The organism is Hymenobacter sp. (genome assembly GCF_031398885.1).
GTDB lineage: Bacteria > Bacteroidota > Bacteroidia > Cytophagales > Hymenobacteraceae > Hymenobacter.
Genome location: NZ_JANNOD010000092.1, coordinates 101577 through 108777, shown reverse-complemented (window position 1 = coordinate 108777; position 7201 = coordinate 101577). Strand labels below are relative to the sequence as shown.

The 7201-nt window shown below is 64.6% G+C and carries 4 protein-coding genes; all 4 read right to left on the bottom strand.

Annotated features, from left to right (window positions below; translation table 11 throughout):
• Nucleotides 1-224: 224 nt before the first annotated feature.
• A complete protein-coding gene (locus RMO51_RS17945; protein ID WP_310396935.1) occupies nt 225-2960 on the bottom strand; it encodes an FG-GAP-like repeat-containing protein in 2736 nt (911 codons plus the stop codon).
• 279 nt (nt 2961-3239) lie between these two features.
• Nucleotides 3240-4256, bottom strand: a complete 1017-nt coding sequence (locus RMO51_RS17940; RefSeq protein WP_310396934.1) for a Brp/Blh family beta-carotene 15,15'-dioxygenase — start codon at nt 4254-4256, stop codon at nt 3240-3242.
• Between the two features lie 207 nt (nt 4257-4463).
• On the bottom strand, nt 4464-5249 hold the full coding sequence (locus tag RMO51_RS17935; RefSeq protein ID WP_409025053.1) for a bacteriorhodopsin: 786 nt from the start codon (nt 5247-5249) through the stop codon (nt 4464-4466).
• A 480-nt stretch (nt 5250-5729) separates the two neighbouring features.
• On the bottom strand, nt 5730-7166 hold the full coding sequence (locus tag RMO51_RS17930) for an amidohydrolase family protein (RefSeq protein ID WP_310396933.1): 1437 nt from the start codon (nt 7164-7166) through the stop codon (nt 5730-5732).
• Nucleotides 7167-7201: the final 35 nt, after the last annotated feature.

The following is a 7201-nucleotide window of genomic DNA, read 5'->3' as shown; positions in this document are numbered from 1 at the left end:
GGGCACCACCACTCGGCGCCTGGCCGTGGAGTGAGTAGCCGCGCACAAGTAAGCGTGTAGCTAGCGCGGCCCCGGGCGCCTCACCCCCGGCCCCTCTCCCGCGGAGAGGGGAGCCTGCCGACTGGTAACGTTTGCTTGCGTTTGGCTCCCCTCTCCGCGGGAGAGGGGCCGGGGGTGAGGCGCCCGGGGCCGCGCTAGCTACACGCTTACTTGTGCGCGGCTACTCACTCCACGGCCAGGCGCCGAGTGGTGGTGCCCTCGGCCGTGCGAATGCGCAGCAGGTAAAGGCCCTTCGCCGCCGAGGACAGCTGCAACTGCCGGGGCAAGCGCCCCGGAACTTGTTCTTTCAGCACCACCCGGCCGCTGAGGTCCAAAACCGTGGCCTCGCCGGGGCTGCTGCTCTCCACCCAAAATCGTCCGTCGGGCGCCGGGTTCGGATACAGGCTGACCATGCCGGCCCCCGCGGGGTTGCGGGTGCCACTGACCACCGGCGCGGCGGGCACCGTGACGCTGAAGGAGCGGGTAATGGTGCCGTTCTGGGCTTGGCCGTTGCTCACCGTCACGCTCACGGTGGCCGTGCCGCCGCGCGTGCTGCTGATGGCGTAGGGAATGGCGCCCGTGGCGGCTGGGCTGCCGTAGCTCACCGCGTCGAGGCTCACCAGGGACGGGTCGGAGCTGATGGCCGTGACGGTCAGCGGCAGCACTTGGTTGGGGTCGCCGTCGGCGATGCCCGTCAGCGCCACGGGCACCTGCGTGGTCAGGGCGCGGCTGGCTGTCACGTCAGCGATGGGGTCCAGCGTGGGCGGGCTGGCCGGCTGGTTGGGAGCCGTGCCGCCCGGGTTGTAGTACACCCGGAAGGTCCGGCTGGTGGTGCTGTTGCTCGCTTGGCCGTCGTTCACGGTTATGGTCACGGTGGCCAGCAAGCGGGCGAGACCGCCGAAAATATTTAAGGGTAGCTGGTACTCGCCGGTGGCGGCGGGGCTGGTGTAAGTGAAAGTCCCGTTCGGCAGCCCGCCACCCGCCTGGGTTACCGAAGAAATGGCGCTCAGGCTCAGCACTTGGTTCTCGTTAGCGGCTCCTGAGGTGATGCCGGAGAGCGGAACGCTGACCTGAAAATCGCTCGTTTGCACGGTTGTAATAATCACGTCCGGGATGGCATCCAGCGTGGGCGCGTCGTTCACCGGGTTCACCGTCACGCGAAAGGTGCGGACCACGGTGCCGCCCTGCGCCTGCCCGTCCGCAGCCGTGACGCTGATGAGGCAGGTGCCGAAGGCGTCCGGGGCCGGCTGGAAGCGCAGCGTGCCGGTGCTGGTGGGGCTGAAGTAGGCAATGGTCGGGTTGGGAATCAGGCCGGGGTCGTCGCTGACGGCCGTAATCGTCACGGCCTGCCCCGCGTCGCCGCCGTTGCTGATGCCGCCCAGCGCCACCGTTTGCTGGGGGGCGTCCTCGTCCAGGGTCAGGTCGGCCAGGGCGTTGAGGGTGGGCGGGTTGTTGACGTTGGGGCCGAGGCCGGTGTAGCGGTACACCACGAGGTTACCAGTGGCACCGTCGTAAGCGGCCAGGTCGGTGCGCCCGTCCAGGTCGAAGTCGCCCGCCACGAAGGTGTTGCCGGCCACGTTGTAGCCAATGGGCTGGCCGAGGCCGCCGCCCGCCTGCCCGCGCAGCACCGTGAATCCCCCCGCGGCGGAGAAAGTATTCGCCAGCAGGTCGGGCAGGCCGTCGCCGTCGGCGTCCGCTGCCAGTTGCAGGTCGCCGCCGTTCGTTGTAATCGATGGAAACGGGCCCCGCAAGGCAAAGCCTGCGGCGGTTCGCTCCGCCACCACCGTGGCTCCTACGGCATCATATAGCGCGTTCACCACCACGTCGGGTCGTCCGTCCACGTTGATGTCGGCCAGCAAGGGGGACCGAAACGAGGTGGTGTTGCTCAGGAGGCTGACCACCGGGGCATCGTAGCCGGTGTTAGCGGCGTTGCGGGCCAGCAGCACCACTCGACACGGGGGCTGGGTGAAAAGCTGGTCCGGGCTCAGCAGCGCAATGTCCAGCCGGCCGTCCTGGTTGAAATCGGCCACTACTTTGCCTAAAAGCCGCTCCGTCAGCAGCAGGACGGGGGCGTCAAATCCGGCCCCGTTGTTGCGCAGCTCGACCAGCTGCACGGGCGCGAACTGCTGCGTAGTACTGGTTGCGGTGATGGCTACCAAATCGGGCAGCCCGTCCGCGTTCGTGTCCTGTACGTCGAAGGGGCCGACGGGCACCTGGCCGTTCAGGTTCAGCGGCGTGGCGCTGGCAAAGCCGTTGCCGCCGCCGAGGCTGCGGAGTAGAAACACCCCGGAAGCGGCGGTCACCAGCAGGTCGGCCGCGCCGTTGGCATCCACGTCAACCGCCTGCACGTTGGCGGGAGTGGTCCCCGCCGCCAGCTGCACAGGCGGCCCGTAGCCGCCCTGGCCGTCGCCAAACACCAGGCTCAGCAGCCCGTCGGCGACGATGGCAAAATCGGGGTAGTTATCGGCGTTGAAGTCGGCCGCGGCGAGGTTCCGCTGCGCGAAGCCTATCAACTGCGGGGTGGCCACGGGGTAGCTGGTGGCCTGGTACGACGCCGCGTTCAGGCCCGGCCCGGCAAAGCGCAGCGTGAAAAACGGCGTGGCCGACGCCAGCGACGAGCCCACCTGCCGGCTCACCAAATCCGTCACCGTCACGGGTGCAATCGACGAGGCCCCGACCGGCACCTGCACGGTGAGCTGAGTGGCCGTCGCGGCCGTCACCGTGGCCCGGACGGCTCCAAAATTCACCGCGTCCCGGCCGGCCGTTGCCGAAAAGCCCGACCCATTGATGACGACCGTGGCCCCGGCCGCCGCCGCCGCCGGCGCAAGGCCAGTGACGACGGGCTGGGCCTGGGCCGCGAAGGCCAGCAGCACGCTGGCCGCCGCGCCCAGCCAGGCAGAAGAACGTAGCGAAAGTTTCATAAAGCGAACCAGGAAAGTAGGGGAGCTAAGTTAGGCTAAAAAGCGCAGTGATTTGTCAATCAGTGGAATGCGGGCAATAAGACTGTTTAGAAAGTCGATAGCACGTCATGCTTCGACAAGCTCAGCATGACGTGCTAATTGAAATTTTTGATTACTAAACAGCTTCAATGTTCTTGTTTGTGTTCACGCGGCAGAATTTATCTACAAAAGAAGAAACCCGGAGCTGTTTGGCTCCGGGTTTCTTCAAACTAATTGCTGGCTGTCCGCGCGAAGTGCCCGTCAGCTCCCGCCCGATTCTGCGCGCCGCCAGCGCGGGGCGTCCATGCCCAGCGTCACGAGCAGCGCGTGCGGCAGGGTCACGACCGAGGCGGCCAGCAGCGCCAGGCTCACCAGCACCGAGCCGCTAGCGGCGCGGGTCCAGGCTAGGCCGAACACCACTGCCAGCCCCGCGATGCTGATGAGCAGCAGCGGCGCCGAGCGCCGCAGAAAAAACTTCAGCTCGGCCACCAGCCCTGGTCGGCGGGTGGCCAGGCGATGGTCCATCAACTGGTTCATGCGCAGCACGTGCTGCAAGCTGTGCCAGAACACGAAATACATCCCCCCGGACAGCACCGGGGGCAGCACGACCAGCAAGAGCGTGAGCAGCGCCACTTCCAGCGCATCGGTCAGGGCCAGACTACTTTGGCTTTCCCACACGTAGCTGAGCCACAGTACTAAGTGCCCGACCAGCACTGCGGGCCCGATAATGGCCGCGGCCTGGGCGATAGCGGCGGCCCTGACCGGCGCGGCGCCGGCCAATTCCAGCAGACCGTTCACCGTGGCTTGGGTTTCGAAAGGCTGGTGCCACAACGGCACGGCGAAGATGAGGCTGCCGCGCAATAAGCTGTGGGCCAGCCATTGGGCGCGGTGCCGGGCCTGGGCCGGGGCGTCGGCCGAGCCCCAGTGCCAGACGGTGAGGACGAAAAAGAACGTCACCGCCATCGCGGGCTGCCACCACCAGAGGACTCCCACGGCCGCCGCCAGCCCCAGGTACCCCACCAAAAAACGAGCCCAGTACCGCAATTTGTCTTCGGCCAAGGTTGGATGGGTGGCCGGCACCACGTACTGGTCGCAGGCTCCGTGGGCCACGCCCAGCAGCACCATGCCCACCAGCAGCGCGGGCCCGAGCAGCCAGTTGGCCAGGCCCGGGGCCAGGAGCCCCACTGCCACGGCGGCCACTACCGCGCCGTACGAATAGCGCTGGGTCTTGACGGAAATGCTCCAAAAACGTGGCGTGGGGTGGCTGAGCGGCAGCATAATTTCAGAAGAACCAGTTCCGGTGGGTGCCCGTGCTGAAAACCATCAAATCGAAACCCCCTTTTGTGCTCATTCCCGCCCCCCGCAAAACGCTTGTGGAAGGCGGGAATGAGTTCAAAGGGTAGCGGGCTGCTTTTTGGGGAGGGAGTATCGTCGGCTGACGCCGGCCGTTCACCCCTCCCCAAAGAGCGGGTCAACCCTGCGGCGTTAGGCCGTGGCCGCCGTGGGAGACAGCTCCCGAACGGCCGCCGTGCTCTTGCCGGCAGCGGCAATGCCGTAAATGACCAGACCGAAGCCGATTTTGTTGATGGCATCAGCGACGTTGTAGAACAAGTCGACGCTGGAAGGCTGCCACCCGAAAGCGGTGTTCAACCAGCCACCCTGCATGCACATGTAGCCGATGGGGTAGATGGCCCAGCCCACCAATACAAACCAGCCCAGGGCCCGGATGCCCTTGATGACAATGGCATCGCCGGTGCTGCTGGCCAACTGCGCCACCTCACCGAACCAGGCGGTGTAGAGAATGTACACGTAGCCCACCGTGGAGATGGTGCCCCACAGCACCGAGTGGCTCGTGGAACCGCCCACGGGGTTGAAAGCTTCGCCGATGTAGCCGGCGACCAGCATGAGCAGCGAGGCCAGAATCAGCTTCCACAGCAAGCCGATTTTAGCGCCGGCGGCTTTGGTGAGCAAGTAAAACTCCACGCACATCAGCGGCACGGTCAGCGTCCAGTCGATGTAGCGCAAAGCCGTGGGGGTCTTGCCCGTCGACAAGTAGTAGTCGCGCATGTAGTAGTAGTGAATGGCCGCGATGCCCGTGATTAGTCCGGAGACCAGCAGCGACAGCTTCCACTTGCCTTCTACGCTTCCTCTTTCCAAGAAGAAAAACACGGATGCCGCCAGCATGGCCATGTAGCCAATAAAGAACGTGAATGCAATCGGGTCATCCACGGGGATGGTCACAATGTTGAACAGTACGTTAGACGTCATCATGTTGTTGAAGATTTAGAAGTGAAAGATTTGACAAAAGACACGCATAGATAACAATTGTTTTCTGAAACTTTGAGAAAAAAGCGCGCAGATGGCAAAAAAATTATTCATCCGTCACCTCTTTGTCGGGAATTGAGAGGCAATTAGCTGTTTTTTAGGTAATAAATGTAAATGTGCGAAAAATGCGGATGCTGACCAAGGTATAAATTATTGCATCCCCAGCGCCTCAAAGGTCTTCCATCCCGTCAAATGCGCAGAGCGTTTTGGACTTCTTCGGGTGCCCAGCGCAGCAGGGCGTTCGCCTTATTTCCGGACGGGCTCCCAATGGTCATCCAGCAATTAATGAGTTGTCCGCTGCTCGTTGCCAGTCAGGTATTTGCCAAAAGGCTGACAGCGGACAACAACTGGCTGACCACTCAATGGTAAATCAAATAGCTTCCCCTGCTGCTGCGCGCCCGCACGGACTCGCACCGAGCCCCGCCATTAGTTCTTGATGGCCCGCAGCATACTGGCCAATGCGGGCGCCGGGTAGGCCTTGCCGCGCGACACCACGGCGTCGATTTTTTTAATGTTGACAATGTCCTCCAACGGGTTGCCGGTCAGCAGGACCAGGTCGGCGTCTTTGCCCGGGGCAATGGTGGCGGTGCGGCTCGTGGCGCCCATAAACTTGGCGCCGTTCACGGTGGCCGCCTGCAGGGCCTGAACCGGCGTGAGGCCCGCTTCGACCAGCAGCAGCAGTTCCTCCTGCAGCGAGGCGCCGGGGTAGACGAAGGAATTAAACGGCCCGCTGTCGGACCCCGCCAGCAGCGGAACCCCGGCGGCCTGCATCAGCGGCACCAGGCTCATGAACTTGGCGTTTAGCTTTTTGGCAAAGGCACGGGCGGCGGGCGCCTGCTGCTGGGCGCTGGCCAGCCGCCGGGCGTAGGTGGCCTGAATGCGGGGGGCAATGTAGGCGCGCAGCGAGTCCTGGGCGTGGTCGTTGTCGGCCAGCTCGGCCAGGGTTTTTTGGATGTAGAGCGTGGGCACGGCGGCGGTGTTGCGCTTGGCCATCAGTTGAAAAATGCGGGTGGCAGCGGCGGGGCTGTAGGTGTTGTACACGGCGGGCAGCACCGCAAACAGCCCCAGCGGCTTGGGCGTCTGCAGGCTGTTGCGGACCAGCGCCGTGAGGCTGTCCTCCTTGCCGGAGCAGGCCTTGAACACGTAGTACAGGTGCTCGGTGGCGTCGAGGCCCCGGGCCACGGCCTCGCCCAGGGTCACGGAGTAGGGCATGTGGCCGGTGGTTTTCAGGCCCCGCCGCTGGGCCTGGGAAATGGTGTTCAGGTAGGCCTCGCCGGAAATCTTGCTGTCGTAAATCTTCACGTAGTCCACCCGCAGGCGCCGAAGCGAGTCCAGGGCCTTGCCGATTTGGGCGGGCGTTTCCACCTCCAGCGAGCCGGGCCAGTAGGCCTGGGGGCCGTCAATCTTGGGCCCCGAGGTGAAGATGCGCGGGCCGACCAGCAGGCCCGCATCCATTTCCCGCCGCCATTGCAATATGCTGGGGGTGAGGTCGCCGCCCGCGTCGCGCACCGTCGTCACGCCGTGGGCCAGGTAGAGTGCCAGGCTGTTCTTGTTGGCGGCCGCCAGGCTGTCGCCGCCCCGGAAGTGCACGTGCATGTCCCAGAGGCCGGGGATGAGGTAGCGGCCGTTGCCGTTCACGTACTGCTTGGCGGCGTAGCTGTCCTGGTCGGCGGGTTCCACGTCCACAATTTTGCCCCGCGCAATGGTCACTACCTGATTGGGCCGCAGCTGCCCGGTCACCACGTCCACCACCGTCACGTGGTTAATCACCACGTCGTAAATCTCCAGCTTGGTGGGCCGGCGGGTACAGCCGGCCAGCAGCGCGGCCACGCTCAGGCCAAAGAGTACGCGGGTCAGGTTCATGCGGGGAATGGGGCAAACGGCGGGCAGCAAAGTTA

What these genes read in the sequence shown, in the direction of transcription:
- RMO51_RS17945 (WP_310396935.1), bottom strand. Translation starts at nt 2,960, where the DNA reads ATGAAACTTTCGCTACGTTCTTCTGCCTGGCTGGGCGCGGCGGCCAGC.
- RMO51_RS17940 (WP_310396934.1), bottom strand. Translation starts at nt 4,256, where the DNA reads ATGCTGCCGCTCAGCCACCCCACGCCACGTTTTTGGAGCATTTCCGTC.
- RMO51_RS17935 (WP_409025053.1), bottom strand. Translation starts at nt 5,249, where the DNA reads ATGATGACGTCTAACGTACTGTTCAACATTGTGACCATCCCCGTGGAT.
- RMO51_RS17930 (WP_310396933.1), bottom strand. Translation starts at nt 7,166, where the DNA reads ATGAACCTGACCCGCGTACTCTTTGGCCTGAGCGTGGCCGCGCTGCTG.